This window comes from Streptomyces sp. NPDC001606, assembly GCF_053596835.1.
The window spans coordinates 107,407-130,381 of record NZ_JBSFHC010000003.1 but is presented as its reverse complement, the minus strand read 5'-3'; the positions used below and the strand labels follow the sequence as shown (position 1 = coordinate 130,381).

Below are 22,975 nucleotides of genomic sequence, written 5' to 3'. Positions count from 1 at the left end.
AGCGTAGGCGTATCAGCCGGTGCGCCGATGGCCGGGCGAGAGGAGAATGCGCTCCGTGATCGTGGACTGCGCCGTTTACCGGCACGGGCATCGCAGTGAGGGACCGGAGGACCTGTCCGACGCGCTCGCCGAGGCGCGGGCGGCGGGCGGGTTCGTGTGGATCGGGCTGTACGAGCCGTCGGAGCGGGAGTTCGACCTGGTCACCAGGGAGTTCGGGCTGCACCCGCTGGCCGTCGAGGACGCGCTCAAGGCGCACCAGCGGCCCAAGCTGGAGGTGTACGACGACTCGCTGTTCATGGTGCTGAAGCCGGTCGTGTACGAGCCGGAGGGCGACACCGTCTCGGCCGGCGAGGTGATGATCTTCATCGGGGACGGCTTCGCGGTGACCGTCCGGCACGGCGAGGGCTCGCCTCTGGCCGCCGTGCGACGGCGGCTGGAGGAGGAGCCGGAGATGCTCGACAAGGGCCCCACGGCGGTGCTGTACGCGATCGCCGACGCGACCGTCGACCGCTATCTGGAGGTGGCGACGGAGCTCCAGACGGACCTGGACGAACTGGAGGAGGAGGTGTTCCGGCCGGAGGGCGGCGGCTCGCGGCACACGGCCTCGCGGATCTACGCCTTCAAGCGGCAGGTCCTGGAGTTCCGCCGGGCCACCGTGCCGCTCGCGCTGCCGCTGACCCGGCTGGCCGCCGCCGGTCCGGCGGGCGGCGGGGTGCCGTTCGTAAACGACAAGGCGCGGCCGTTCTTCCGGGACGTCGGCGACCATCTCGCGCGGGTGAACGAGTCGGTGGAGGGCCTGGACCGGCTGGTGTCGGACATCCTGTCGGCACATCTGGCGCAGATGAGCGTGCGGCAGAACGACGACATGCGGAAGATCTCCGCGTGGGCCGCGATGGCCGCGGTGCCCACGATGATCGCGGGCATCTACGGCATGAACTTCGACCACATGCCCGAGCTGCACTGGGTGTGGTCGTATCCGGCGGTGATCCTGCTGATGGCCGGGCTGGAGGTGCTGTTGCACCGGCTGTTCAAGCGGCGCGGGTGGCTGTGATGTGAGCGGGGGTCAGGCGAACTCGTGGGCGGGGGCGGCCGGTCCGCCGAGCGCGTCGCGGCGCTCGGGCATGCGCAGGCCGACCATGCGGTGCCAGCCGGCGAGGCGCTCGTAGGCGTAGACGGCGTGGATGCCGGCCGCGAGCAGCGCCGACTTGGCCTTCGGCCAGCCCAGGATGCGGCCCATGTGGCCCATGACGGCGAGGCTGACGTCCCGGTAGATGCGGATCTCGGCGAGGGCACACTCGCGCAGGGTGCGCTGGATCAGCCGGCCGTGTCCGGCCGCGGCGAACCGGAGCAGTTCCTCGTGGGTGTAGGCGAGGTGGTTGTCCTCGTCGGCCGAGATCATGCGGACGGCCCGGCCGATGTCGGGGTGGTCGGCGAAGTGCCGCAGGAGCAGTTGCATCTGCTCGGAGGCGCGCTGTTCGGTGACCCGGCTGTGGGCGAGGTAGACGACGAGGTCGCCTTCGGTGAGGGGGGCGCCGCGCTTGAGCCGCGCGTGCGCGAGGCCGATGCCGCGCCGTTCCAGGAGCATGGTGTAGTCGGTCTCCGGCGGCACCGGGGCGGGGGTGAGGCCGCGCTTGGTCAGCAGGGCGCGGAAGATCCGGCCGTGTTTGTCCTCGTCGGCGCCGTGGCGGGCGATCTTCGGGGCGAGGGCGCGGGCGCTCTGCGGGGCCAGGGCGGCGATCCGGCCGTTCTCCCAGCCGCCCTGGGACTCCCCGCCGGCGGCGATGGAGCAGAAGAGCCGGAAGGACTCGTCGTGGTCGAGGATCTCCTGGAACAGACTCTTGGCCGACAGCATGGCGCCAGTCAAATGCGGTCGAAGTGGACGCGCAACAGGGGTGCGGGACCACTCGGCCGAAAGAATGACTCGGGGGTCGTAACCGCGTGGCGCGCGGCGCGTTGTTCTCCGTGACGGCCGTGGCGGGGAAGACCCCCGAGCCCCCACCACGGCCGCTGGAATCTCCCGGCGCTCAGCCGAGCCCGGCGCGCTCCAAGGCCTCGCTGCCGGCACGCAGGGAGGCGATCCGCTCCTCCAGCGCGAAGCCCGCCGGGGCGAGGTTGAGGGTGGTGACACCGGCGGCCGCGTAGGCCTTCATCCGGTCGGCGATGCGGTCGACGGAACCCAGCAGTGTGGTCTTGTCGATGAGGTCCTGCGGCACCGCGGCGGCGGCGCCCTGCTTGTCGCCGGCCAGGTACCTCTGCTGGATCTCGGCGGCCTCCTGCACATATCCCATGCGCTGCGCGAGCTGGTTGTAGAAGTTCTGCTTGGCGCTGCCCATGCCGCCGACGTACAGCGCGGTGTACGGCCGGAAGGTGTCCGCGAGCCGGGCCAGGTCCTTGTCGTCGCCGACCGCGAGCGGCAGGGTCGGGGCCACGTCGAACCCGTCGAGGGTCCGGCCGGCCTTCTCGCGGCCCGCGCGCAGGTACTTCAGCGTGGTCTCCTCAAGGTGCTCGGCGGCCGGGAAGATCAGCAGCGCGCCGTCGGCGATCTCGCCGGTCTGCTCCAGGTTCTTCGGGCCGATCGCGGCGATGTACAGCGGGATGTGCTCGCGCTGCGGGTGCACGGTCAGCTTGATCGGCTTGCCCGGGCCGCCGGGCAGCGGCAGGGTCCAGTGCTCGCCCTCGTAGGTCAGCCGCTCGCGGGTCATGGCCCGGCGGACGATCTCGACGTACTCGCGGGTGCGGGCGAGCGGCTTGTCGAACTTGACGCCGTACCAGCCCTCGGAGACCTGCGGGCCGGAGACGCCGAGCCCGAGGCGGAAGCGGCCGCCGGAGAGGGAGTCCAGCGTGGCCGCCGTCATCGCGGTCATGGCGGGCTGCCGGGCCGGGATCTGGAAGATCGCCGAGCCGACGTCGATGCGCTCGGTCCGGGCGGCGACCCAGCTGAGCACGGTGGCGGCGTCGGAGCCGTAGGCCTCCGCGGCCCAGCACACGGAGTAGCCGAGCCGCTCGGCCTCCTGGGCCACGGCCAGGTTGTCTGCGTCCATTCCGGCACCCCAGTAGCCGAGGTTGAGCCCGAGCTGCATCAGCGACTCCTCTTACCCGTCAGTAACGTCCTTGGCGGAGACCTTAGCGTGCGCGGGGCCGGGTTCGGCAGGGCTGCGCGGCGATTCCGCGGGCGCTGTGGGACCCGGGGTGCCGGTTGTCCACAGGCAACCCACCGCACCGGTTCTGGCCAGTAATCTCGCCCGCATGGAGCAGAGGCATCTCGGCCGTACCGGCCTGCGCGTGTCCCGGATCGGGCTCGGCACCCTCACCTGGGGCCGGGACACCGACGAGCACGACGCCGCGGACATGCTGAAGGCGTTCTGGGAAGCGGGCGGCACCCTCGTCGACACCGCGGACGTCTACGGCGACGGAGAGGCGGAGTACCTGCTCGGACGGCTCATGGACGGGCTGGTGCCCCGCCGGGACCTGGTCATCTCCACCAAGGCGGGCAGCGTGCCCGACCCCGACCGCCGCTTCGACGGCTCCCGCGGCCATCTGCTCGCCGCCCTCGATGCCTCGCTGGCCCGGCTGGGCACGGACCATGTCGACGTGTGGCACATCCACGCCTACGACCCCGACACCCCGCTGGAGGAGACGCTCCAGGCCCTCGACATAGCGGTGAGCAGCGGCCGCGCCCGGTACGCCGGCGTCTCCAACTTCTGCGGCTGGCAGCTGGCCAAGGCGGCCACCTGGCAGCTCGCGGCGCCGGGCTCGCGGACCCGGCTGGCCAGCACCCAGCTGGAGTACTCGCTGCTCCAGCGCGGTGTGGAGCGCGAGGTGCTGCCCGCCGCGCTCGACCTCGGAGTCGGTCTGCTGCCCTCCTCACCGCTGGGCCGGGGCGTGCTCACCGGCAAGTACCGGCACACCACTCCCCCGGACTCGCGCGGTGCCTCCGAGCATCTGGCGCCGTTCGTGGAGCCGTATCTGGACGACACGGCGACCCGCATCGTGGACGCGGTGACGACGGCCGCCGACGGACTCGCCGTCACCCCCCTTCAGGTCGCCCTCGCCTGGGTCCGGGACCGGCCCGGGGTGGCGGCACCGATCGTCGGTGCGCGCAACGCGCAGCAGCTCACGGCGGCACTGTCAGTGGAGGCCCTTAGTCTTCCTGACGAGATCTGCCGGGCGCTGGACGATGTGTCGGCGCCCGTGCACCGCTATCCCGATCACGACTGGAGCACGCTGTGAGCACGGAGCCGGAGACCACGGAGGAAGCCGGGCCGGGGACGCCGGACATCCCGGAGGGCGCGGACGAGGCGTCGGCGCCCTCGCAGGCCGAGGGCGCCGACGGCTCCGAGGAGACCGGGGACGAGGGCACGGAGACCCCCGAACAGGCCGGAGAGGCCGAGGGCTCGGGGGCAGCGGCTCCCGAGGTGTCCGAGGCGCAGGCCGAGCTGGCCGCCCAGCGTCTGGAGCGGGAGCGGATCGAGCGGCGCAAGGCCGAGAAGACGGCCCGGATCGAGAGCGGCACCAAGCTCAGCGGCAAGGCGGCCGACCTGCTCGCCGCGGTCCGCGCGGTGGAGAGCGGCGAGAAGCCGGCGGCCACGGTGTTCGCGGAGGAGCCCGCACCGGCCCCGCGCCGCCCGGCCCCCGAACCCGTGCGCCGTCCCCAGCCCACCCCCGCCTCCGGCGCCCTCGCGCCCGTCGCCCCCGCGGCGCGGACCGTCGACGCCGTCCGCCGGGTGCTGGCCGAGGGCGGCGCGCCCGACGCCCTCGCTCCGCAGGTGGCCGCGGCCCTCGGCGAGGGCGCCGAGGGCGTGCTCCGACAGGACCCCTGGCAGCTGCTCCGGGTCGGCGGGGTACGGCCCGAGCAGGCCGACGGCTTCGCCCGGGCGCTGCTCGGCGCCGCGTGCGGCCCGGACGACGAGCGGCGCGGCCGCGCGGTGACCGTCTGGCTGCTGGAGCAGGCGGCCCTGGCCGGGCACACCGCGCTGGACCTGCCCGCGCTCACCGCGGCGCTGGGCCGGCAGGGCGTGCCGGACCCGGACGCGGCCGTGCAGGACGCGCTCGCCGAGGGCGAGGCGCTGGCCTTCCAGGACGCCTTGGAGGAGCCCGGCGCCCAGGCCCCGCGGGAAGCGGAGGAGGGGGACGAGGAGGACGAGGAGGCGGAGCGGCCGGTCCGGGTCCTCGTCGGCCTGGAGCGGTACGCGCTCGCCGAGGAGAGCCTCGCCGACGGCCTGGCCCGGCTGGTCAACTCCATCTCCCCGGAGGCCGGACAGGTCTGGGAGGCGGCTGCGGCCGGTGTCTCCGGCGGTGCGGCCGAGCTGGTGCACGCGGTCGCCGGGCACGGCCTGGTGCTGCACACCGGCGCGGAGGCGGCCCGCGCCGAACCGGCCGCGCTGCTCGGCGCCGCCAGGGACGCGGGCCTGCGGGTCTTCGCCGTCTGCCACACGCCGGGCGGGCGTCACCGGTTCGCCGCGCTGCTGGGCGGGGAGCCGGCGGAGCAGCCCGTCGGGACGGTCGCCGGGCTGCTGTCCGGCGCCGAGGGGCCCGGCCGGGACGCGGACGGCGCCCTGGAACTGGATCTGCTGGTCGTGCTGGACGCGCCGCAGCTCGACGTGGAGAGCGCGGCGATGCTGGTGGAGTCGTTGCCGGACGGGGCCCGGCTGGTGCTCAGCGGCGACCCCGCGGTGCTGTGGTCGGCGGGGCCCGGCCGGGTCTTCGCCGACCTGCTCGCGGCCGGCGCCTGTCCGCAGCTCGCCTCCCGGGTGCCCGACCCCGGTCCGCTGGGCGAGCTGGTCTCCGGCGTCGGCGTCGGCAAGCTGAACCAGGTCGCGGCGCCGGGCAAGGAGATCGTCATCGTCCCGGTGCGGGACGCGGGCGAGGCCGTGCACCGCACCGTGCAGCTGGTCGCGGACTCGGTGCCGCGCGCGCTCGGCATTCCGGCCGACCAGAGCGTGGTGATCACCCCGGGGCACGGAGGTGCCGCGGGCACCCGCGCCCTCAACTCGGCGCTGAAGGAACGCCTCAACCCCGGCCCGGGCCGCTTCGGCGGCTTCGATCCCGGGGACCGGATCGCCTACTCCCCCGCCCCCGGCCGTACGGTGCCGGGCGTGGTGGTGCGGGCCGACGCCGACGGGCTGCACCTGTCGTGCGCGGGCGCGGAGGTGGTCGTACCGCGCGAGCGGGTGGAGGGTGCGGTACGGCACGGCTGGGCGCTGACCGCGCACCAGGCGGTCGGCACCCGCTGGCCGGCCGCGGTCGTGGTGCTGCCCGGCGACGCGACCCAGACGCTCAGCAGACCTTGGGTGTACACGGCGTTCGGCCGGGCGGAGCGGCATCTGTCCGTGGTCCACGGGGTGGAGCAGGCGCTGCCGAAGGCGGTGGCCGAGGTGCCGGCCAAGCCGCGTACGACCCGGCTGCGGACCCTGCTCCAGCCCCTGCTCGGGCAGCAACCGGTCCGCTGAGCGGACGGCCGGCGGTGCCGCAACGGCCTCACGCCCTGCGGCACCGCCAGCACCGGCTCACTTCTCGGCGTCGAGCGGCTCCAGATCCTCCTCGTCCGCTCCGTCCTCGTCGTCCTCGTCGAACTCGAGGTCGTCGTCCTCCTCGGCCTCGGCGTCCTCCTCGTCGAAGACCGCGCTGACGTCGAACCGGCACACCACCGCCTGCGCGTCGATGTGCTCGAACGGCGACTCCAGCCACTCCCCGGCCTCCGGAGCCTCCTCCGCGGCGGTGACCCAGAGCGTGGAGTCGCCCTCCTCGAGGCCGAACTCCTTGTGCCGGGAGGCGATCTCGTCCGGTTCGAACTCGCCGAAGAGGACACCGAGCGCCCCGGGAAGGCTCCCCGGGGCATCGCCCTCCCCGCCGCCGAGGTCCTCGTACTCCACCGCCTCGACCCGCTGGGCCTGCGCGATCAGCCGCTGCGGTTCCGCCACGGTGTAGTCGCGGCGGATGAGCACGCTGATCGCGTTCGGCTCCTCGGGGCCCGCGTACGGCGGCAGTGTGTCCTCCGTGCCGGGGATCTCGAAGGGCGTGACCTCGTCGTAGCGGTCGTAGAGCAGCTCGTCGTACGCCTCGGCGGCCGCGGCCAGCTGGTTGAACGCCTCGGAGACGGCCGGATCGTCGTCCCCGGACCTGCGTTCGACCGCCGCGAGATGACGGTCCAGCGCGGTCTTGACCGCCTCGGCGGCGGCGCGTACCTCGGCAACGGTGGGCTGCGCAGCATCAGACATAGTGCAGACGCTATCCGTACCGGGCACCAGCCCGCACAATAGATGCGATGCCGGAATACGAATTTGTCGACGTGTACGTACCTCGCGGGGTGTCCCGCAAGGACGCCACGCGTCTGCTGACGGACCATGCCGAGTACGGACACTGGGAGTTGGACCGACTGAGCCTGCTGCGCGACGGCAGCCGCAAGGTGCGGTTGCGTCGGCGGATCATCCGCCAGGTGCGTGCCACCTGGTGAGGCGGAACAGCTGAAGAACGGACGGAGCGGGCCCCGCCGCCATGGCGGGGCCCGCTCCGTTCACCGCGGTGCGGTCCGCCGTGCTACACGCCCGCCCGCGCCTTGCGGTAGAGCACCGCGCCCGCGAGCAGCGCGCCGGCGCCGGCCGGCAGCGCCAGTCCCAGCGGCAGGTCGCTGCCCGTGTGGGCGAGCTGGCCGTCGGTCAGCGACTGCGCGGAGCCGCCGCCCTGCTCCTTGACCTGGCTGGAGCCGTGCGGGGTGTGTCCGCCCTGGGCGGGCGGGGTCCCCGGTCCGCCGGGCTGGTGGGGCGTGCCGGGGTGCCCCGGCTGACCCGGGTGACCGGGCTGACCCGGCTGACCCGGCTTCCCGGGGTGACCGGGCTGGCCCGGATGTCCCGGGTGACCCGGGTGGCCGGGATGACCCGGGTGGCCGGGCTGGCCGGGCTGGCCGGGCGGGTTGCCGGGGCCGTTGCCGCCGCCCGGGGGCTGGGCCTGGTGGCCGCCGCCGTTGGCGCAGTCGTTGCCGGTGGTGGCGTTCCCGACGCCGATGACGCTGGCGCTGTTGCCGCACACGTTCACCGGGACGTCGATCGGTACCTGCACGGTGTTGCCGGAGCCGACGCCCGGGGAGCCGCCGGTGTGGCCGCCCGCGTGCGAGCCGCCGGAGCCGGTGTGGCCGCCCGAGTCGCCGTACCCCCCCGAGGTGTCCTGGCCGTGGTTGGCGCAGCTGTTGCCCGCCGCCGGGTTGAGCAGTCCGACGACGTTCACGGTGTTGCCGCAGACGTTCACCGGCGCGTGCACCGGCGCCTGCACCGTGTTGCCGGACAAGACGCCGGGCGATCCGGTGGCGGAGCCTGCCGCCGCCGAGTCGGCGTGGGCGTAGCCGCTCGCGGCGGCGATCACACCGGTCGCGGCGGCCATGGTCATCAGACCCTTGCGGGTGCCCTGTCGCATGCTGAGTTCCCCCCTGCCTTCGATGTTCTGTGAGAAAAGGCCGGTCGGCCCCGGAGCGCATGGCGCGCGCTCCGGGGCCGACGGCTCGCAAAAGACGCCCTTCGGGACAGCGGCCCCTTCAGGGAGCCGGCGTCACTTGTTGATGCAGGTGTTGCCGAAGGCGGGGTTCAGGAGCCCGATCACGTTGATCGTGTTGCCGCACACGTTCACCGGGACGTGGACGGGCACCTGGACGACGTTGCCGGAGGCGACACCCGGGGAGTGCACGGCGGCCCCCTGGGCACCCGAGTCGGCGACGGCCAGGCCCGCGCCCGCGAGAACCAGCCCACCGGTGGCAGCCGCAGCAGCGACGACCTTCTTGATCATTACTTCCTCCTCGTTGGCAAATGCGATCCCAAGGTGCGGGGTTCGCATCACCTGTAACGAGGAGGGAGTAATGGAGCTACGAGCTTATGGTCGGATTCACTCTTCTCAGTCGGTGTCGTACGCGCGGCCGATTACTCCAGGGCAGAGCCTCACGAAGCGTCGATGAAGCGGTCCAGCACCCGCACGCCGAACTGGAGGCCGTCCACCGGCACCCGCTCGTCCACGCCGTGGAACATGCCGGCGAAGTCCAGCTCCGGGGGCAGCTTGAGCGGGGCGAACCCGAAGCCGCGGATGCCGAGGTCGTCGAAGGACTTGGCGTCGGTGCCGCCGGAGAGCATGTACGGGATCGCCTTGGCGGTGGGGTCCTCGGCCAGCAGCGCGGACTGCATCGCGGCCACCAGCGGTCCGTCGAAGTCGGTCTCCACCGCCTTGTCGGCGTGCACGTCCTCGCGGCGCACCAGCGGGCCGAGCAGCCGGTCGAGGTCGCCGAGGAACTCCTCCTCGTAGCCGGGCAGGAAGCGGCCGTCGATGTGCGCGGTGGCCTCGCCCGGGATGACGTTGACCTTGTAGCCGGCGTTGAGCTGGGTGGGGTTGGCGGTGTTGCTGAGGGTGGCGCCGATGAACTTGGCGATGCCGCCGAGCCGGGCCAGGGTGGACTCCATGTCCTCCGGGTCCAGCTCGGTGCCGAGCGCGTCGCCCAGCTCGTCGAGGAAGGCCCGGGTCGTCTTGGTGACCCGCACCGGGAACTTGTGCCGGCCGACGCGGGCCACGGCCTCGGACAGCTCGGTGATGGCGTTGTCCCGGTGGATCATCGAACCGTGCCCGGCGGTGCCGGCCACGGTCAGCTTCATCCAGTGCATGCCCTTCTCGGCCGTCTGGATCAGATAGAGCCGGCGCTGCTCGTTCACGGTGAAGGAGAAGCCGCCGACCTCGCTGATCGCCTCGGTGACGCCCTCGAACAGCTCGGGGTGGTGGTCCACGAGGTGGCGGGCGCCGTAGGTGCCGCCGGCCTCCTCGTCGGCGAGGAAGGCGACCACGATGTCCCGCGGGGGGCGGCGGCCGCTGCGCAGCCGGTCGCGCACGACGGCGAGGGTCATGGCGTCCATGTCCTTCATGTCGACGGCGCCGCGCCCCCACACGCACCCGTCGGCGACCTCGCCGGAGAACGGGTGGTGGGTCCAGTCGGCGGCGTTGGCCGGTACGACGTCCAGATGGCCGTGGATCAGCAGCGCGGGCCGGGACGGGTCCTCGCCCTCGATGCGGGCCACCGTCGAGGCGCGGCCCGGGTGGGACTCGAAGATCTCCGGCTCCAGCCCGACCTCGGCGAGCTTCTCGGCGACCCACTCGGCCGCCTTGCGCTCGCCGGGCCCGGAGTGGTCGCCGTAGTTGCTGGTGTCGAACCGGATCAGCTCGCGGCAGAGGTCCACGACCTCGTCCTCACCGGTGACGCCCCTGGCCGTGTCCGTGTCGCTCACGTGCTTCCTCCCGCTGTCACTGCTGGTGGTCTCCCCTCATCCTCTCTCCGGCACCGGCACCGGCCCAAGACGGGGACCGGCCCGTCACATGCCGTTCACGCTGCACGTCCCCGGGACCGGGGGGTGATCAGGCACCCCCGAAAGCCTGGTAATGTTCTCTTCGTCGCCGCGAGGGAAACCCGCCGAGAGGGAGGAACTCGCACGACAGACACCTTGTCCGGGTGGCGGAATGGCAGACGCGCTAGCTTGAGGTGCTAGTGCCCTTTATCGGGCGTGGGGGTTCAAGTCCCCCCTCGGACACCAGCAAGGCCCCTGCTTCGGCGGGGGCCTTTTGCATGCCCCGGTGGGCCGGGCTTCCTAGACTTGAGGGGTGGCCCGGCCCAACGACGAGGTCGAGGCGCTCCTGCGGGAGTACGCGGACCTCGTGGCGATCACGGGAGGCGACGCCTTCAAGGCGCGCGCCTACGAGAAGGCGGCGCGTGCCATCGGCGGGTATCCGGCCGACATCTCCACGCTGGACGAGGACGGCCTCAGAGAGATCCCGAACGTGGGCCGGTCGATCGCCGACAAGGTGGCCGAGTACCTGCGCACGGGGAAGATGGCGGTGGTCGAGGAGCGGCGGGCCCGGATCCCGGCCGGGGTGCGGGAGCTGATCACGATCCCGACGCTGGGTCCGAAGAAGGCGCTGCGGCTGTACGAGGATCTGCACATCTCGTCGGTGGACGAGCTGGCCGCGGCGATCGAGGCGGACGCGCTGGCCGATCTGAAGGGGTTCGGCGCGAAGACGCAGGAGAACATCCGGCACGGCATCGAGCTGCTTCGGCAGGCGGGCGCCCGGGTGCCGCTGCCGCCGGCCCTGGACACCGCGGAGGAGATCGTCGCCGAGCTGTCCGGGGTCACCGGGTGCAAGCGGTGCTCCTACGCCGGCTCGCTGCGCCGGATGCGGGAGACCGTCGGGGATCTGGACGTCATCGTCGCGGCGAAGAGGTCCGAGCCGTTCATGGCGGCACTGTGCGAGCTGCCCGCCACCGCGGAGGTCATCGCGCGGGGCTCGAAGAAGACGTCGATCCGCACCACCAGGGGGCTCCAGGTCGATCTGCGGGTGCTGCCGCCGGAGTCCTGGGGCGCCGGGATGCAGTACTTCACCGGCTCCAAGGCGCACAACATCCGTACGCGCACCATCGCCGTGCACAGGGGGCTGAAGCTGTCCGAGTACGGGCTGTTCGACGCGGAGAGCGGAGAGTCTCTGGCTTCCCGCACCGAGGAGGAGGTGTACGCCCGGCTCGGGCTACCGTGGATCCCGCCGATGCTGCGGGAGGACCGCGGGGAGATCGAGGCGGCCCTGCGCGGGGAGCTGCCGGAGCTGGTGACCGAGCGGGACATCCGCGGCGACCTGCACACCCACACCGATCTGACGGACGGTCTGGCGCCGCTGGAGGAGATGGTGGCGGCGGCCGCCGAACGCCGATACGCCTACTACGCGGTCACCGACCACGCGCCGAACCTGTACATGCAGCGCATGACGGAGGAGAAGGTCCTCGCCCAGCGGGAGCGGGTGCGGGAGCTGGACGGCAGGCACCGCCGGATGCGGTTGCTGCACGGCACGGAGCTGAACATCGGGCCGGACGGCGAGGTGGACTGGCCGCAGGAGTTCCTGGCCGGTTTCGATCTGTGCGTGGCCTCGCTGCACTCGCACTTCGACCTGGACCGCGCGGCGATGACCCGGCGGCTGGTGCGGGCGTGCGAGAACCCGTACGTCCATGTCATCGGGCACCCCACCACCCGGCTGATCGGCAGGCGGCCGGGGGTGGACGCGGACTGGGACGAGGTGTTCGCGGCGTGCGCGCGGACCGGCACGGCGCTGGAGGTCAACGCCCAGCCGGACCGGCTGGACCTGTGCGACGAGGACATCCTGCGGGCGCGGGAGTACGGCGTGAAGTTCGCGGTGAACAGCGATGCCCACTCCGTGCCGCACCTGGCGCAGCTGCGGTACGGAGTGGGCACGGCCCAGCGGGGCTGGCTCACCGGGGACGATGTGATCAACACCTGGCCGCTGACCCGGCTGCGCCGCTTTCTGCGAAAGGCGGGCAGCTGATTCCCGCACCGCCCCGGCGTCTCACTCCCGCTGCATCCAGAGCGGCCCGGGCGCCTCGGTGTCGGTGGCTCCGACGGCCTTCATGTCGCCGTCGGCGGCGCGCAGCAGCCGGCGGCCCATGGCGATCAGGGCGCGTCCGGCGGCGAGTTCGTCGCCTATCTCGGGGACGTCCGGGTCGTACGGGTTGCGGCGGGCCTCCGCGTGGCTCTCCATGACGTTGTCCCCGGTGTCCAGGATGATCCGGGCGGTGGTGTCCGGGTCGTGCTCGGACAGGTACAGGTTGAGCCGCCATTCCTTGACGGCCGGAGGCCGGTGGTGGAGGGGTCCGGTCATCGTCCGTCTCTCCTCACTGTGCTGCGCGGCGCACTTCCTCTCCCACTGTGCACCTCGCCGGGCGCGGATGCCTCCTTGTCGGTGAAATCCGGACGAGGGGCGGGGCGGGCCGCGGGTGCGGGCAGAATGGGGGCCATGACCTCGCGCGCCTGCCCCTGTGGACTGCCCCAGCCGTACGCCGCCTGCTGCGGCCGCTTCCACACGGGCTCCCCGCAGGCGCCGACCGCGGAGCTGCTGATGCGGTCGCGGTACAGCGCGTTCGTGCAGGGGGACGCGGGGTATCTGCTGCGCACCTGGCATCCGCGGACCCGGCCCGAGCGGCTGGAGCTGGATCCGCGGATGCGGTGGACGGGGCTGGAGATCCTGGACACGAGCGACGGCTCCGCGTTCCACAGCACGGGCACGGTGACCTTCCGCGCCTCCTACCGGGGCGGCTCGCTGCACGAGCGGAGCCGCTTCGAGCGGGTGGACGGCGCGTGGGTGTACGTCGACGGGGACTTCCTGGAGTAGCCCCGCCCCTCCTAGGGCGCCAGGATGTCCAGTTCGTGGAGGGCGCCCACGGTGATCTCGCGGGTCAGTTGCTCGGCGCGGACCGCGTCGCCCGCGCGGACCGCCTCGGCCACCTGGACGTGCAGGGTGACGGCGGCCGGGTCGGGGTCCTCGAACATGACCTCGTGATGGGTGCGGCCGGCCAGCACCTCCGCGACCACGTCGCCGAGGCGGGCGAACATCTCGTTGCCCGAGGCGTTGAGGATGACGCGGTGGAAGGCCATGTCGTGGACGAGGTACTCCTCCAGGCGGTGGCCCCGGGAGTTGGCGACCATGCCGAGCGCGCACTCGGTGAGCTCGGCGCACTGCTCGGCCGTGGCGTTTCTCGCGGTGAGAGCCGCCGCCACCGGTTCGACCGCGGAGCGCAGCACGGTCAGTGAGCGCAGCTGGTGCGGGCGGTCGGCGCCGGCCAGCCGCCAGCGGATGACCTGCGGGTCGTAGACGTTCCACTCGCACTTGGGGCGGACCGTGACGCCCACCCGGCGGCGGGACTCGACCAGGTGCATAGATTCCAGCACCCGGACAGCCTCGCGCATCACCGAGCGCGAGACCTCGAACTTCTGCGCGAGCTCGTCGGTGCGCAGCACGCTGCCCGGCGGGTACTCCCCCGCCGTGATCGCGGGGCCGAGGGTGTCCAGTACATGGCCGTGCAGCCCCCGGCCCGGTGTGCTCATGCACTCAGCGTACGGCCTGGATCACAGAGCCAAAAAGTCAGACTTATTCATCACAGAGTCTTGAATTCGTCGTACCTAATGGGTTTCAGTGTGGCGACGCCGAAGTGGCGTCGGATGTCGAGGAAGACAGCGAGGCAGTCATGCGTACCCCCCAGGTCGTCGTCGTGATGGGCGTCGCGGGGACGGGCAAGACCACGATCGGTCCCCTGCTCGCCGCGCGGCTGGGCGTCCCGTACGCCGAGGGCGACGACTTCCACCCGGCGGCCAACATCGACAAGATGTCGGCCGGCGTCCCGCTCGACGACTCCGACCGGTGGCCGTGGCTCGACGCCATCGGCCACTGGGCCGAGGGGCGGGCCGGACTCGGCGGGGTGGTGAGCAGCTCGGCGCTGAAGCGGTCGTACCGCGACCGGCTCAGGGCCGTGGCTCCCGGGATCGTGTTCGTACACCTCACGGGCGACCGGAAGCTGATCGAGGACCGGATGGGCGCGCGGCAGGGCCACTTCATGCCGACCGCGCTGCTGGACTCCCAGTTCGCCACGCTCCAGCCGCTGGAGCCGGACGAGGCGGGTGTCGCCGTGGACGTCAGCGGCAGCCCCGAGGAGATCGTCGAGCGCGCCGTGCGGGCGCTGGACTCGCGCGCCCTCGCATCCGAGTAGCACCTCATCACCGTCCCCCGTAACCGCAAGGAACCCCCGTGACCAGACTCAGCGTCGAGATGCTGGCAGCGGACGCGCCTGCGCCGATCACCTCCGCCGGACACGCCCAGCTGGGCATCGCCGTGCTGGTGGGCATCGCCGTGATCGTCCTGCTCATCACCAAGTTCAAGCTCCATGCCTTCCTGGCGCTGACCATCGGGTCGCTGACGCTCGGAGCGGTCGCCGGAGCACCGCTCGACAAGGCCATCACCAGCTTCACCACCGGGCTCGGCTCCACCGTGGCCGGCGTCGGCGTCCTGATCGCGCTCGGGGCGATCCTGGGCAGGCTGCTCGCCGACTCCGGTGGTGCCGACCAGATCGTCGACACGATCCTCGCCAGGGCCGGGGGCCGGGCGATGCCCTGGGCGATGGTGCTGATCGCGTCCGTGATCGGCCTGCCGCTGTTCTTCGAGGTCGGCATCGTGCTGCTGATCCCGGTGGTGCTCATGGTCGCCAAGCGCGGCAACTACTCCCTGATGCGCATCGGCATCCCGGCGCTGGCCGGTCTGTCCGTGATGCACGGCCTGATCCCGCCGCACCCCGGCCCGCTGGTCGCGATCGACGCGGTCAAGGCCAACCTGGGTGTCACGCTGGCGCTCGGCATCCTGGTCGCGATACCGACCGTGATCATCGCCGGTCCGCTGTTCTCCCGTGTCGCCGCCCGCTGGGTGGACGTCCCGGCCCCGGACCGCATGCTGCCGCAGCGCGCCTCGGAGGAGCTGGAGCGCCGTCCCGGCTTCGGCGCCACGCTGGCCACCGTGCTGCTGCCGGTGGTGCTGATGCTGGCCAAGGCGCTGGTGGACATCGTCTACGACGACCCCGCGAACTCGACCCAGCGCGTCTTCGACGTGATCGGCTCCCCGCTGATCGCGCTGCTCGCCGCCGTGATCGTCGGCTTCTTCACGCTGGGCCGGCCCGCCGGCTTCACCCGGGACCGGCTTCGGCAGACGGTGGACAAGGGCCTGATGCCCATCGCCGGCATCCTGCTGATCGTCGGCGCGGGCGGCGGCTTCAAGCAGACGCTCATCGACTGCGGCGTCGGCCAGATGATCCTGGACATCTCCAAGGACTGGTCGATCCCGGCGCTGCTGCTGGCCTGGCTGATCGCCGTGGCGATCCGGCTGGCGACCGGTTCGGCGACGGTGGCGACCGTCTCGGCCGCGGGTCTCGTCGCCCCGCTCGCCGCGGACATATCGACGACCCACTCCGCCCTGCTGGTCCTGGCCATCGGCGCCGGCTCGCTCTTCTTCAGCCATGTCAACGACGCCGGCTTCTGGCTGGTGAAGGAGTACTTCGGGCTGAGCGTCGGGCAGACCGTCAAGACCTGGTCGGTCATGGAGACGATCATCTCGGTCGTCGGCGGCGGTCTGGTCCTGCTGCTGTCCCTGGTCATCTAGGGCCTCTCTTCCGGATCAGGTCGCTGCGATGCCGACGCTTTCTGGCCGACCCGAGCGGGGTCATGGGGGTGCCCCCCGCGCATGGGGGTCCCCCCGCTCGAGCGGAGCCGAGAGTGGGGGAGCAGCCGAGCGTGGGGGAGAGGGACGACAACGCCGCAGATGTGCGTGCCAGGGCCCGCGACGTCGGCAGGATCCGAAAGAGAGGCCCTAGCAGCGGTACGACAGGAGGGGCCGGTCACGGGCGCCAGAGCGGGTGTTCCCGCTTGGCCCAGGACCGGCTCACCGTGCCCGTGCGCAGGCCCCTGCGTGCCTCCGGGTCGCCCAGGGCCATGCCGATGTGGCCCGCGAGGACCACGCCGATCGTCAGGGCCAGCCAGTCGTGGACGAAGGTGGCCGCGGTGCGCCACACCAGCGGCGCGAGATGGGTGAACCACATCATCAGGCCGGTGCCGAGCATGACCAGGGCGGCACCGGCGATCCAGGACGCGTAGATCTTCTGCCCGGCGTTGAACTTGCCGGCCGGGCGTGAGCTGTGGCGCCGGTCGCGGACCAGGGCGGCGCGCAGCCACACCCGGTCGTGCGGGCCGAAGCGGTTGAGCAGGCGCAGGTCGGCGCGGAAGGCACGGGAGGCCAGGCCGAGCAGGACCGGGACCGGCAGGGCGAGGCCCGCGCACTCGTGGATGCGTACGACGAGTTCCCGCCGGCCCACCAGGATCGCCAGCTGCGGGATGTAGAGGACGGCCGCGGTCAGCACGCAGACGCCCATCAGCGCGGCCGTCGTGCGGTGCACCCAGCGCTGGGCGTGCCCGAAGCGGCGGATCCGGGCGCTCGGCGGGGCCGGGGTCTCAGCTCGTAGGCTCATCGGTCCGTCCGTTCGAGCGGCCGACCCAGGCGTCGACGTCGTAGCCGAGGTGTTCCCAGTAGCCGGGCTCCACCCGGTCGGTGACCGTGATCCCGGAGAGCCACTTGGCCGACTTGTAGAAGTACATGGGGGCGACGTAGAGCCGGACGGGGCCGCCGTGGTCGTGGCCGATGTCCTTGTCCTGCATGCGCAGCGCGACCAGGATGTCCGGGCGGCGGGCCTGGTCGAGGGTGAGGCTCTCGGTGTAGGTGCCGTCGAAGCAGGTGAAGCGCAGTGCCTTCGCGGAGGAGCGGACTCCGGCCGCGTCCAGCAGGTGGGAGAGGCGGACGCCCTCGAAGGGGGTGCCGGGCACCCGCCAGCCGGTGACGCACTGCACGTCCTTGACCAGCCGGGTCTGCGGCAGGGCGCGCAGGTCGGCCAGGGTGTAGCTGCGTGGGCGGTCGACCAGGCCGTCGATGGTGAGGCGGTAGTCGGTGGCGCTCCGGTGCGGCACGGAGGCGGCGACGGAGTAGTAGCGGAAGCCGCCGCCGTTGGGCAGCAGTCCGGTCAGCCCGGTGGGGTCCTGTCCGGCGACACTGCCGAGGAATCCTTCCAGGCCGCGTTGGAGCGTGGGCGCGGCGAGCACGCCGAGGGCGCCCAGACCGAGGGTGCCGAGGAAGACGCGGCGGCCGACGGGGCTGCCGCCGGGCTCCTCGGGCTGTTCAGCGTTCACGTTCTCATTCGAGCACTCGGGGCCGTACGGGGGCCAGGGGATCGGGTGGGCCGTCAGACTTCCGTCATCACTTCCTGGGTACGGCCCGGAGCGGCCCGGCGTTCACCGCCCGGGCGGTTCACTGCCCGAGCGCGCGGGCGCGGGCGGTGTGGAAGGCGGCCCGGGGGTCGCGGTGCGCGTAGGCCCAGGGTTCCGGGGTGGCGTGCCGGCCGATGCGCCGGAAGAGGGCCGCGGCCTCGGCGGCGCGGCCGGCGCAGTCGAGGGCGAAGGCGAGGTGGTTGAGGTCGATGTGGCGGCGGGGGTGTTCGTCGTGCTCCCACTCCAGCCACCAGTCGAAGCAGGCGCGCAGGATGCGCCGGGCGCGCGGGCCGGACCAGTGGCCGGAGGCGGCGGGGTCGGCCGGGGCCAGGCCGGCCGCGGCGAGGACCCGGTAGCGCTCGGCGTAGGCGACGACCGGCAGCAGGGCCAGCGGGGAGTCGGCGGGGGCCTGGGCGGCGGCCAGCTCGGCGAGGTCGTACACCTCGTGGGACTCGTCGCGGCCGCCCGCCGGGTGTTCGGCGAGGCGGGCGAGGAGCAGATGGTGACCGTGGTGGTGCTCGGGGTGGCGGCGATGCAGCTCGGCGAAGACGGCGAGTGTCTCGCGCTCCGGGCCGAGGGTGCGGGCGAGCAGGAGCCGGCCGAGCCAGGGGGTGGGGTCGGCGGGGGCGAGCGCGGCGGCCGTGGCGCAGGCCGCGCGGGCCTGGTCGGGGTCCTCCTTGCCGTGCAGGGCGCGGTGGACGAGGGCGAGGGCGAGCAGGGTGGCGGCGTCGGCGGAGCCGGGTTCGCCGTGCAGCCAGTCCCGGGCCCAGGCGGCGGCGTACGGTTCCCCGGCGAGCACGGTGAGGCGGTGGCCGCGACGGTCCCAGTCGTCGCCGGTGCGCCGCAGCAGGGAGCGGGCGGCCTGGGGGCGGCCCTGGGCCAACGCGGCGCGGGCGGAGCGGAGTTCGGCGTCGTCGAGGGCGTCGTCGTAGGCGCCGGAGGGGTCCGGCGCGGGGTCGCCGGGCGGGTCCGTGGGGGCCCGGCCGGCGCCGAGCAGGGGCGGGAGTGGAGGCACCGCGGGACTTCCTGTTGTTCGGGCTGCCATCGACCGATCACGCACAGCAAACCCTCAGCCAAGGTTTGCGTCAAGCGGAACCGGACTGATATTGGCTTCAACTATCGGGTCTTGGGCGGCACTTGGTCCACCCGTGTGGCGTGCGCCATGGCGCCCCGCTCCGGGGGCACGCACGATGGCCGGACGACCGGGTGAACTGCCCGGTTCCGGGTACTCTCCGGGGCAATGCGGCCGCGGAGCGCTACAGTCGGCCACGACGCGTCCGTGGTCCGGCCGGATGATCGAGGTACGCAGCGTGTCCGTTCTGGTTCTCCTTCTCGCCGTGAGCGCGGCCTGCTGCCTCGGCTTCGGTTTCGTTCTCCAGCAGAACGCCGCACAGCAGGCCCCGCTCAGCGACTTCCTCTCCTTCCGGCTGCTGCTCGACCTGGTGCGGGTGCCGCGCTGGCTGGGCGGGCTGGCGCTGATGGTGACCGGCATGGTGCTCGGCGCGGTCGCCCTCGGCGAGGGCGAGATCTCCCTGGTCGAACCGCTGCTCGCGACCAATCTGCTGTTCGCGCTCGCCCTCTCCCGCCGGCAGACCGGACAGCCGCTGGGCCGTCAGGGCTGGGCCGGGCTGGCGCTGCTCGCGGGCGGGGTGAGCGCGTTCATCCTGGCGGGCGAGCCGCGCTCCGGCAGCGCCGTCACCGATCCGCTGCGCCACTGGCTGATCATCGGCGCCATGGTGGGGGCGGCCCTGCTGCTCACGACGTACGCCAAACGGTCCCGGCTGAGCTGGGGTCCGGTGCTGCTGGCCACCGCCGCCGGGCTGCTCTACGGCGTGCAGGACGCCCTGACCCGGGTGAGCGGCACCCGCTTCGCCGCGGGCGGCTTCGCCGAGCTGCTCACCGGCTGGCAGCCGTACGGGGTGCTGGCCTGCGGGGTCACCGGGCTGATCCTGGTGCAGAGCGCCTTCGAGACGGCACCGCTGCGCATGTCGCTGCCCGCGCTCACCGCGGCCGAGCCGCTCGCCGGGATCCTGTGCGGGGTCGGCTTCCTCGGCGACCGGCTGCGCACCGGCACCGGGGCGCTGGCCTGGGAGGCGGCCGGACTCGCGGCGATCGTCGCGGGCATCGTCCTGCTCGGCCTGCACCCGGCGATGCCCTGCGGGGCGCCGCAGTCGGAACCGCCGGCCAGAGACCTCCAGCGCCGCTGAGGAGCCTCCGCCCGGGTGCCTGGCTGGTTGGATACCGGTATGAATCCTGCTGACGAGATCCTCGACACCGTCGACGAGCACGACCGGGTCGTCGGCCAGTATCCGCGCGGCGAGGTCTACGCCCGCGGGCTGCGGCACCGCTGTGTGTTCGTCCAGGCCCGGGACGCCGCCGGCCGGCTCTTCGTGCACCGGCGCACCGCGACCAAGCTGGTCTTTCCCTCGATGTACGACATGTTCGTCGGCGGGGTCGTGGGCGCGGGCGAGTCCTACGACGAGGCGGCGCTGCGCGAGGCCGAGGAGGAGCTGGGGGTCACCGGGCTGCCCCGGCCGGAGTACCTCTTCAAGTTCCTGTACGACGACGGCGCCGGGCAGAGCTGGTGGTCGGCGGTGTACGAGGTGCGCTGCGAGCTGCCGGTCCACCCCCAGGTGGAGGAGGTGCAGTGGCACGACTTCCTGCCCGAGGAGGAGGTGGAGCGGCGGCTCGGCAGCTGGGAGTGGGTGCCGGACGGGCTGGCGGCGTACGAGCGGCTGAAGGAGTTCCGGGCGGGCCGGTGAGGCGCCGGGGGGCCGGCGTCAGGCCTCGTCGTCCCAGTCGACCGTCACCACGATCTTGCCCCGGGTGCGGCCCTCCTGGTTGACGCGGTGGGCGTCGGCCGTGCGCTCCAGCGGGAAGGTCTCCTGCACGTGCACGCTCACGGCGCCCTGTTCCGCCAGTTCGGTGAGGCGGGTCAGGTCCTCGGCGTCCGGGCGGACGAAGCAGTAGCGGCCGCCGTAGCCCACCACCTCGGCGTCGGCGATCGAGGCGATCCGGCCCTCGGGGGCGAGCAGCTCGGCGGAGGCCTTCAGGGCGTCCCCGCCGACGGTGTCGAAGACCGCGTCCACCCCGTTCGGGGCCAGCCCGCGCACCCGCTCGGCCAGCCCGTCGCCGTAGGCCACCGGCTCGCCGCCGAGGCCACGGACGTAGTCGTGGTTGCGCTCGCTGGCCGTGCCGATGACGCGGGCGCCGAAGTGGGCGGCGAGCTGCACGGCCAGCGAGCCGACGCCGCCGGCCGCCGCGTGCACCAGGACGGTCTCGCCGCGCTGCACCTGGAGCGCCTTGACCAGCACCTGGTAGGCGGTGAGCCCGGCCAGCGGAAGGCCGGCGGCCTCCTCGTAGGTGAGGTTGCGGGGCTTGCGGGCCAGGGTGCGCACGGGCGCGGCGACGTACTCGGCGAAGGTGCCCCGGGAGAGGAAGTCCTCCCGGACGTAGCCGATCACCTCGTCGCCGACGGCGAACTCGGTGACGGCGGCGCCGGGCTGGACGACGACCCCGCTGACGTCCCAGCCGGGGATGACCGGGAAGACGGCGTCCAGCGCCGCGTCGAGGTAGCCCTCACGGCACTTCCAGTCGACGGGGTTGACGGCCGCCGCGCGCACCTTGACGAGTACCTGGTCGGGGCCGACCTTCGGGTCGCGCACCTCGCCGTACTCCAGTACATCGAGGCCGCCGTAGCGGCTGTAGCTGATGGCCTTCATGCCTTCGACCCTCCGGGGTACTCGTACGCCACGCAACCGGTATGTAGCGATATACGCCGTTCGCGCGCGTAGCCTGTCCGTCGCCACACCCCCGTACCCCCTAAGGCGGGCGCCATGACCACGCTTCACCAGGAACACACCGACCACGGGACTCACCGGCACGGCCCGGAGTGCGGGCACGAGGGCGTGCCGCACGGCGACCACCTCGACTACGTGCACGACGGACATCTGCACCGGGAGCACGAGGGCCACTGGGACGAGTGCGAACCGGCCGGGCACGCCCCGCACGAGGGGCACGCCCACGCGCACGGCGCGGACTGCGGGCACACCTCTGTGCGCCACGGCGACCACGTCGACTACCTGCACGACGGGCACCGGCACGCGGAGCACGAGGGCCACTGGGACGACCACTGAGCCCACCAGGGGCAGGGGCCGGACGGCTCCCCGGGCAGCGCGCCGGGGAGCCGTCGGCATAAGGTGGCGCCGATCACTTTCACTTCCGGGACGCGCCGCGCACTGGACGGCATACCGACCGGTCGGCATCATGAAGGCGTCCTGTTCACCCGTTCGTAGGAGTGATGTATGAGCGCCGACCACCCGCCCGGACTCGACCTGGACCGGCTGCGCGCCCTGCTCGACCGCGAACGTCCCGGTCTCGTGGACGGCCCGCTGAGCGGACGGCTGATCGAGGGCGGACGGTCGAACCTCACCTACGCCCTCTCGGACGGCACCTCGCGCTGGGTCGTACGGCGGCCGCCGCTGGGCCATGTGCTGGCCACCGCGCACGACATGAAGCGCGAGCACCGGGTGATCAGCGCGCTGCACCCGACGACGGTTCCGGTGCCGCGGCCGGTGCTGCTGTGCGAGGACGAGGACGTGCTCGGCGCGCCCTTCTACATCATGGAGTTCGTCGAGGGCACCCCGTACCGCACCGCGCAGCAGCTCGCCCCGCTGGGCCCGGAGCGCACCCGGAACGCGGTGCTGTCCCTGGTGGACACCCTGGTGGAGCTGCACGCGGTGGACCCCGGCGAAGTGGGCCTCGCCGACTTCGGCCGTCCGGAGGGGTTCCTGGACCGGCAGTTGCGCCGCTGGGGCAAGCAGCTGGACGCCTCCCGCAACCGCGACCTGCCGGGCATCGACGAGCTGCACTCGACCCTGGGCCGCCGGCTGCCCGCCTCCCCCGCGCCCGCGGTCGTGCACGGCGACTACCGGCTCGACAACGTCCTCATCGGTGACGACGACCGGATCAGGGCGATCCTCGACTGGGAGATGTCCACGCTCGGCGATCCGCTCACCGACCTGGGCCTGCTGGTGATGTACAGCCGCCCGCTCGGCATGGCCGACTCGCCGGTGTCCACGACCGCCGAGGCCCCGGGGCACCCGTCCCCCGAGGAGCTGATCGAGCGGTACGCGGCGCGCTCGGGGCGGGACGTCTCGGCCGTCGCCTGGTACGAGGCGTTCGCCTGGTTCAAGCTCGCCGTGATCCTGGAGGGCATCCACTACCGGTACACGCTGGGCCAGACGGTCGGGCGCGGCTTCGACCGGATCGGCGACCTCGTACCCGTCTTCATCGACCACGGACTGACCACCCTTCAGGAAGGCTGACCC

Annotated in this window: 24 protein-coding genes and 1 tRNA gene; 13 read left to right on the top strand and 12 right to left on the bottom strand. The window is 72.7% G+C overall.

The window, feature by feature from the left end:
* Positions 1-55 precede the first annotated feature (55 nt).
* Complete coding sequence (corA, locus tag ACWCV9_RS08125; protein ID WP_450784828.1) at positions 56-1,051, top strand: magnesium/cobalt transporter CorA; 996 nt, start codon at positions 56-58, stop codon at positions 1,049-1,051.
* A gap of 12 nt (positions 1,052-1,063) precedes the next feature.
* Here corA and ACWCV9_RS08120 read toward each other — a convergent pair whose 3' ends face one another.
* Positions 1,064-1,852 carry a ferritin-like domain-containing protein gene (locus tag ACWCV9_RS08120; protein ID WP_450784827.1) on the bottom strand — a complete coding sequence of 263 codons (789 nt, stop codon included), beginning with the start codon at positions 1,850-1,852 and terminating at the stop codon, positions 1,064-1,066.
* 172 nt (positions 1,853-2,024) lie between these two features.
* The gene (locus ACWCV9_RS08115) at positions 2,025-3,080 is read right to left on the bottom strand and encodes an LLM class F420-dependent oxidoreductase (RefSeq protein WP_385844565.1); all 1,056 of its coding nucleotides are present in this window, start codon (positions 3,078-3,080) and stop codon (positions 2,025-2,027) included.
* Between the two features lie 166 nt (positions 3,081-3,246).
* Between ACWCV9_RS08115 and ACWCV9_RS08110 the strand changes: the two genes are divergently transcribed.
* Complete coding sequence (locus tag ACWCV9_RS08110) at positions 3,247-4,230, top strand: aldo/keto reductase (protein ID WP_450784825.1); 984 nt, start codon at positions 3,247-3,249, stop codon at positions 4,228-4,230.
* Positions 4,227-6,449, top strand: coding sequence for a helix-hairpin-helix domain-containing protein (locus tag ACWCV9_RS08105; protein WP_450784824.1), 2,223 nt, complete (start codon positions 4,227-4,229; stop codon positions 6,447-6,449). The genes ACWCV9_RS08110 and ACWCV9_RS08105 overlap by 4 nt, the downstream gene beginning before the upstream one ends.
* Before the next feature lie 57 nt (positions 6,450-6,506).
* On the opposite strand, the gene ACWCV9_RS08100 is transcribed toward ACWCV9_RS08105, so the two are convergent.
* A complete protein-coding gene (locus ACWCV9_RS08100) occupies positions 6,507-7,217 on the bottom strand; it encodes a hypothetical protein (protein WP_450784822.1) in 711 nt (236 codons plus the stop codon).
* A 47-nt stretch (positions 7,218-7,264) separates the two neighbouring features.
* On the opposite strand from ACWCV9_RS08100, the gene ACWCV9_RS08095 reads away from it, so the two are divergent.
* Positions 7,265-7,453 carry a DUF5703 family protein gene (locus ACWCV9_RS08095; protein ID WP_030053310.1) on the top strand — a complete coding sequence of 63 codons (189 nt, stop codon included), beginning with the start codon at positions 7,265-7,267 and terminating at the stop codon, positions 7,451-7,453.
* Between the two features lie 83 nt (positions 7,454-7,536).
* Here ACWCV9_RS08095 and ACWCV9_RS08090 read toward each other — a convergent pair whose 3' ends face one another.
* The 3 genes from ACWCV9_RS08090 to ACWCV9_RS08080 form a co-directional block, all read right to left on the bottom strand.
* On the bottom strand, positions 7,537-8,406 hold the full coding sequence (locus tag ACWCV9_RS08090) for a chaplin (protein ID WP_450784820.1): 870 nt from the start codon (positions 8,404-8,406) through the stop codon (positions 7,537-7,539).
* A 132-nt stretch (positions 8,407-8,538) separates the two neighbouring features.
* Positions 8,539-8,772: a chaplin ChpH gene (gene chpH, locus ACWCV9_RS08085; RefSeq protein ID WP_450784819.1), complete on the bottom strand. Its 234-nt coding sequence runs from the start codon at positions 8,770-8,772 to the stop codon at positions 8,539-8,541.
* Positions 8,773-8,921: 149 nt separating this feature from the next.
* The gene (locus ACWCV9_RS08080) at positions 8,922-10,247 is read right to left on the bottom strand and encodes a M20/M25/M40 family metallo-hydrolase (protein WP_450784817.1); all 1,326 of its coding nucleotides are present in this window, start codon (positions 10,245-10,247) and stop codon (positions 8,922-8,924) included.
* Positions 10,248-10,462: 215 nt separating this feature from the next.
* On the opposite strand from ACWCV9_RS08080, the gene ACWCV9_RS08075 reads away from it, so the two are divergent.
* Together ACWCV9_RS08075 and polX are read left to right on the top strand one after the other, a co-directional pair.
* Positions 10,463-10,550 (top strand) — tRNA-Leu (locus ACWCV9_RS08075).
* Positions 10,551-10,617: 67 nt separating this feature from the next.
* Positions 10,618-12,342: a DNA polymerase/3'-5' exonuclease PolX gene (gene polX / locus ACWCV9_RS08070; RefSeq protein ID WP_450784816.1), complete on the top strand. Its 1,725-nt coding sequence runs from the start codon at positions 10,618-10,620 to the stop codon at positions 12,340-12,342.
* Positions 12,343-12,363: 21 nt separating this feature from the next.
* On the opposite strand, the gene ACWCV9_RS08065 is transcribed toward polX, so the two are convergent.
* Positions 12,364-12,675: a dsRBD fold-containing protein gene (locus ACWCV9_RS08065; RefSeq protein WP_385844572.1), complete on the bottom strand. Its 312-nt coding sequence runs from the start codon at positions 12,673-12,675 to the stop codon at positions 12,364-12,366.
* Between the two features lie 135 nt (positions 12,676-12,810).
* Between ACWCV9_RS08065 and ACWCV9_RS08060 the strand changes: the two genes are divergently transcribed.
* Positions 12,811-13,185 carry a YchJ family protein gene (locus ACWCV9_RS08060; protein ID WP_450784815.1) on the top strand — a complete coding sequence of 125 codons (375 nt, stop codon included), beginning with the start codon at positions 12,811-12,813 and terminating at the stop codon, positions 13,183-13,185.
* Positions 13,186-13,196: 11 nt separating this feature from the next.
* Here the strand turns inward: ACWCV9_RS08060 and ACWCV9_RS08055 are convergent, their stop codons facing one another.
* Positions 13,197-13,898 (bottom strand): FadR/GntR family transcriptional regulator, encoded by a 702-nt coding sequence (locus ACWCV9_RS08055; RefSeq protein ID WP_450784813.1) that lies wholly within the window; start codon positions 13,896-13,898, stop codon positions 13,197-13,199.
* Positions 13,899-14,038: 140 nt separating this feature from the next.
* Here ACWCV9_RS08055 and ACWCV9_RS08050 point away from each other — a divergent pair, with 140 nt between their 5' ends.
* Both ACWCV9_RS08050 and ACWCV9_RS08045 read left to right on the top strand, forming a co-directional pair.
* Positions 14,039-14,557, top strand: a complete 519-nt coding sequence (locus ACWCV9_RS08050; RefSeq protein ID WP_450784811.1) for a gluconokinase — start codon at positions 14,039-14,041, stop codon at positions 14,555-14,557.
* Positions 14,558-14,595: 38 nt separating this feature from the next.
* Positions 14,596-15,993, top strand: coding sequence for a GntP family permease (locus ACWCV9_RS08045; RefSeq protein ID WP_450784810.1), 1,398 nt, complete (start codon positions 14,596-14,598; stop codon positions 15,991-15,993).
* A gap of 235 nt (positions 15,994-16,228) precedes the next feature.
* Here the strand turns inward: ACWCV9_RS08045 and ACWCV9_RS08040 are convergent, their stop codons facing one another.
* The 3 genes from ACWCV9_RS08040 to ACWCV9_RS08030 form a co-directional block, all read right to left on the bottom strand.
* Positions 16,229-16,855 (bottom strand): cytochrome b/b6 domain-containing protein, encoded by a 627-nt coding sequence (locus tag ACWCV9_RS08040; protein ID WP_450784808.1) that lies wholly within the window; start codon positions 16,853-16,855, stop codon positions 16,229-16,231.
* A complete protein-coding gene (locus ACWCV9_RS08035; RefSeq protein WP_450784807.1) occupies positions 16,839-17,567 on the bottom strand; it encodes a molybdopterin-dependent oxidoreductase in 729 nt (242 codons plus the stop codon). The genes ACWCV9_RS08040 and ACWCV9_RS08035 overlap by 17 nt, the downstream gene beginning before the upstream one ends.
* A gap of 118 nt (positions 17,568-17,685) precedes the next feature.
* Positions 17,686-18,660, bottom strand: coding sequence for a hypothetical protein (locus tag ACWCV9_RS08030; RefSeq protein WP_450784805.1), 975 nt, complete (start codon positions 18,658-18,660; stop codon positions 17,686-17,688).
* Positions 18,661-18,955: 295 nt separating this feature from the next.
* Between ACWCV9_RS08030 and ACWCV9_RS08025 the strand changes: the two genes are divergently transcribed.
* Together ACWCV9_RS08025 and ACWCV9_RS08020 are read left to right on the top strand one after the other, a co-directional pair.
* The gene (locus tag ACWCV9_RS08025) at positions 18,956-19,852 is read left to right on the top strand and encodes a DMT family transporter (protein WP_450784804.1); all 897 of its coding nucleotides are present in this window, start codon (positions 18,956-18,958) and stop codon (positions 19,850-19,852) included.
* A 39-nt stretch (positions 19,853-19,891) separates the two neighbouring features.
* On the top strand, positions 19,892-20,407 hold the full coding sequence (locus ACWCV9_RS08020) for an NUDIX domain-containing protein (RefSeq protein WP_450784802.1): 516 nt from the start codon (positions 19,892-19,894) through the stop codon (positions 20,405-20,407).
* Positions 20,408-20,425: 18 nt separating this feature from the next.
* Here the strand turns inward: ACWCV9_RS08020 and ACWCV9_RS08015 are convergent, their stop codons facing one another.
* Positions 20,426-21,367 (bottom strand): NADP-dependent oxidoreductase, encoded by a 942-nt coding sequence (locus tag ACWCV9_RS08015; protein ID WP_450784801.1) that lies wholly within the window; start codon positions 21,365-21,367, stop codon positions 20,426-20,428.
* Positions 21,368-21,481: 114 nt separating this feature from the next.
* Here ACWCV9_RS08015 and ACWCV9_RS08010 point away from each other — a divergent pair, with 114 nt between their 5' ends.
* Positions 21,482-21,781 (top strand): hypothetical protein, encoded by a 300-nt coding sequence (locus ACWCV9_RS08010; RefSeq protein ID WP_450784799.1) that lies wholly within the window; start codon positions 21,482-21,484, stop codon positions 21,779-21,781.
* Positions 21,782-21,949: 168 nt separating this feature from the next.
* A complete protein-coding gene (locus tag ACWCV9_RS08005; protein WP_450784797.1) occupies positions 21,950-22,972 on the top strand; it encodes a phosphotransferase family protein in 1,023 nt (340 codons plus the stop codon).
* The last annotated feature ends 3 nt before the right edge of the window (positions 22,973-22,975 follow it).

Coding starts and splice junctions, on each gene's coding strand:
- ACWCV9_RS08120 (WP_450784827.1), bottom strand. CDS start 1,852: ATGCTGTCGGCCAAGAGTCTGTTCCAGGAGATCCTCGACCACGACGAG.
- ACWCV9_RS08115 (WP_385844565.1), bottom strand. CDS start 3,080: ATGCAGCTCGGGCTCAACCTCGGCTACTGGGGTGCCGGAATGGACGCA.
- ACWCV9_RS08110 (WP_450784825.1), top strand. CDS start 3,247: ATGGAGCAGAGGCATCTCGGCCGTACCGGCCTGCGCGTGTCCCGGATC.
- ACWCV9_RS08100 (WP_450784822.1), bottom strand. CDS start 7,217: ATGTCTGATGCTGCGCAGCCCACCGTTGCCGAGGTACGCGCCGCCGCC.
- ACWCV9_RS08095 (WP_030053310.1), top strand. CDS start 7,265: ATGCCGGAATACGAATTTGTCGACGTGTACGTACCTCGCGGGGTGTCC.
- ACWCV9_RS08090 (WP_450784820.1), bottom strand. CDS start 8,406: ATGCGACAGGGCACCCGCAAGGGTCTGATGACCATGGCCGCCGCGACC.
- chpH (WP_450784819.1), bottom strand. CDS start 8,772: ATGATCAAGAAGGTCGTCGCTGCTGCGGCTGCCACCGGTGGGCTGGTT.
- ACWCV9_RS08065 (WP_385844572.1), bottom strand. CDS start 12,675: ATGACCGGACCCCTCCACCACCGGCCTCCGGCCGTCAAGGAATGGCGG.
- ACWCV9_RS08060 (WP_450784815.1), top strand. CDS start 12,811: ATGACCTCGCGCGCCTGCCCCTGTGGACTGCCCCAGCCGTACGCCGCC.
- ACWCV9_RS08055 (WP_450784813.1), bottom strand. CDS start 13,898: ATGAGCACACCGGGCCGGGGGCTGCACGGCCATGTACTGGACACCCTC.
- ACWCV9_RS08050 (WP_450784811.1), top strand. CDS start 14,039: ATGCGTACCCCCCAGGTCGTCGTCGTGATGGGCGTCGCGGGGACGGGC.
- ACWCV9_RS08040 (WP_450784808.1), bottom strand. CDS start 16,855: ATGAGCCTACGAGCTGAGACCCCGGCCCCGCCGAGCGCCCGGATCCGC.
- ACWCV9_RS08020 (WP_450784802.1), top strand. CDS start 19,892: ATGAATCCTGCTGACGAGATCCTCGACACCGTCGACGAGCACGACCGG.
- ACWCV9_RS08015 (WP_450784801.1), bottom strand. CDS start 21,367: ATGAAGGCCATCAGCTACAGCCGCTACGGCGGCCTCGATGTACTGGAG.
- ACWCV9_RS08010 (WP_450784799.1), top strand. CDS start 21,482: ATGACCACGCTTCACCAGGAACACACCGACCACGGGACTCACCGGCAC.
- ACWCV9_RS08005 (WP_450784797.1), top strand. CDS start 21,950: ATGAGCGCCGACCACCCGCCCGGACTCGACCTGGACCGGCTGCGCGCC.